This is a genomic window from Moorena sp. SIO3E8 (genome assembly GCF_010692445.1).
GTDB classification, from domain to species: Bacteria; Cyanobacteriota; Cyanobacteriia; order Cyanobacteriales; family Coleofasciculaceae; genus Moorena; species Moorena bouillonii.
In genome coordinates this window covers 1-2032 of sequence record NZ_JAAHHM010000317.1, presented here as the reverse complement: position 1 = coordinate 2032, position 2032 = coordinate 1, and the positions used below count along the sequence as shown (strand labels likewise).

Genomic DNA, 2032 nt, shown 5'->3' with positions numbered 1-2032 from the left:
AAGCTATCCATTAGGCAAAAGTAGTCGAAACAGTGATAGAGACTAGGATTTAGGCAAGGATTGGGAGAGGAGTGGTGAGAGCCATTATTAAACTAACAGGGATTTCCCAAGACTGCGGTCGCAAAATCACAAACGCGATCGCAAAATCACAAACGCGATCGCAAAATCACAAACGCGATCGCAAAATCACAAACGCGATCGCAAAATCACAAACGCGATCGCCTACGGCAGCAGCTTGCGCTGATCGCACTTAAGTAGGGCTTGCTGCACAAGTATGGAAACTATACCAGACAGGGCTTTCAATCATTTTTACCCTGAAAAAGTGCCAGGATTTTGAGCCCATCGATACAAAAACCTGGCACCATCGTAGGGGAACACTTGGTTATATTCGGAATGTGAGGGAAAAATAAGCATATTTTTCAAGAGCTAGTTTCAGATCCGCAAATTTCCCCAAAGACTTGTGCAGCAAGCGATAGTGAACTCTTAACTTATTACTTATTACTTATTACTTATTACCCGAATCAATAGACTTATTCAGCAAGCCCTAAGTAGGAGCACCCTCACGGGAGTGGACAGGGAGGCATTGGTTATGAGAGTATCAGAGGAAAAAGTCAATCAGGAGATGAAGAAGAACAAATGAAGGATTGGATCAGCCAGGAAATAAATCCGAAATTTTTCAGGACATACGTCATGCCAAAAGATTGAGAAAGACACTTGTGGTCTTAAGCGAGCATCCAGGAGAAACAGTACCAAAAGCGAGTGGTAATGCGAGCAACAGCCAAAGTATTTACAGATTTTGGTCAAATGAGAAAGTGACAAGAACACAAATATTGGCTTCACACAAGGAAGGCGTAGTGAGGAGATGTGTGGAAGCAGGAGTAGTGCTGGCAATACAGGACACGACCGACTTGGAGTATACGACACATGAAGCCACAAAAGGTTTGGGATATATAAATCAGACCCTTCAACAAGGAATTAAAGTTCATAGCTGTATAGCGGTCAGTGCCAAAGGAAAACCATTAGGACTGCTACATCAACAGAGTTGGACCAGAAAGCACAGGAGTGGTTTGAAAAAAGAACGCAAGAAAAAAGCGATTCAAGAAAAAGAAAGTTATCGATGGTTAGAGACAGTTAAGGGAGCTGAAGAAGGACTAGCGGAAAAAGCCAAGCTCATACATGTTGCAGATCGTGAGGCTGATATCTTCGAGTTATTCGCCCAAAAGCGTTCTGCTAATAGCGAATTACTGATTCGAGGAGAGTATAATCGCAGGGTTAAAGAGGAGATGGGATATCTGTTACCGATGATTGAACAAAGACCAATTTTAGGTACAATGACCATCAACTTAGAGCGTAATCCCAAACGTCCAGCTCGTCAGGCATCATTACAAATCCGAGGGATAAGAGTCACTTTGGAAGTGCCTCAACATCATCCCAAACCCCACAATCTCCATCCAGTGGAAATCAACGTACTACTGGTAGAAGAAACTGAGAAACCGGCTGATGGTAGTCAACCCATTCGTTGGTTGTTGCTCACAACTCTACCAATTGACGACTTCCAAAAAGCTTGGCAATGCGTGCAGTGGTATAGTTATCGATGGCTCATCGAACGCTTTCACTTTACCCTTAAAAGTGGCTGTGGTATGGAAAAACTTCAACTTCAAACTAGAGAGCGTTTACTCAAAGCACTGGCTACTTATAACATTGTTGCTTGGCGATTAATGTGGTTAACTTATCAAGCTCGACTTAATCCCGATGCTTCTTGCCAAGTAGTTTTCTCTCCACAGGAATGGAAGCTCTTGCGACGTAAATTTCAACCCAAAAACCGCTCGAAAAAACCTCCTACTCTTCGCCAAGCTCTGATGAGCGATTGCACGTTTGGGTGGATTTTTGGCCCGTACCGGAGATGGCGAACCTGGCTTGAAAACTCTCTGGCGAGGGCTTTCTACCTTTTACCATTTGTTTGAAGGTTCACAACTTGCTTCTACGTCCTAGTCTCTATCACTGTTTCGACTACTTTTGCCTAATGGATAGC

The 2032-nt window shown here is 43.5% G+C and carries 2 protein-coding genes and 1 pseudogene; all 3 read left to right on the top strand.

Features of this window, described 5'->3' with window-relative positions; translation table 11 throughout:
• The first annotated feature begins 74 nt into the window (after positions 1-74).
• Positions 75-254 carry a hypothetical protein gene (locus F6K46_RS39420; RefSeq protein WP_143727925.1) on the top strand — a complete coding sequence of 60 codons (180 nt, stop codon included), beginning with the start codon at positions 75-77 and terminating at the stop codon, positions 252-254.
• Positions 255-644: 390 nt separating this feature from the next.
• Positions 645-1853: pseudogene (locus tag F6K46_RS39415) on the top strand (IS4 family transposase); the annotation flags it as partial.
• A gap of 22 nt (positions 1854-1875) precedes the next feature.
• Positions 1876-1992, top strand: coding sequence for an IS4 family transposase (locus F6K46_RS40515; protein ID WP_366510899.1), 117 nt, complete (start codon positions 1876-1878; stop codon positions 1990-1992).
• The last annotated feature ends 40 nt before the right edge of the window (positions 1993-2032 follow it).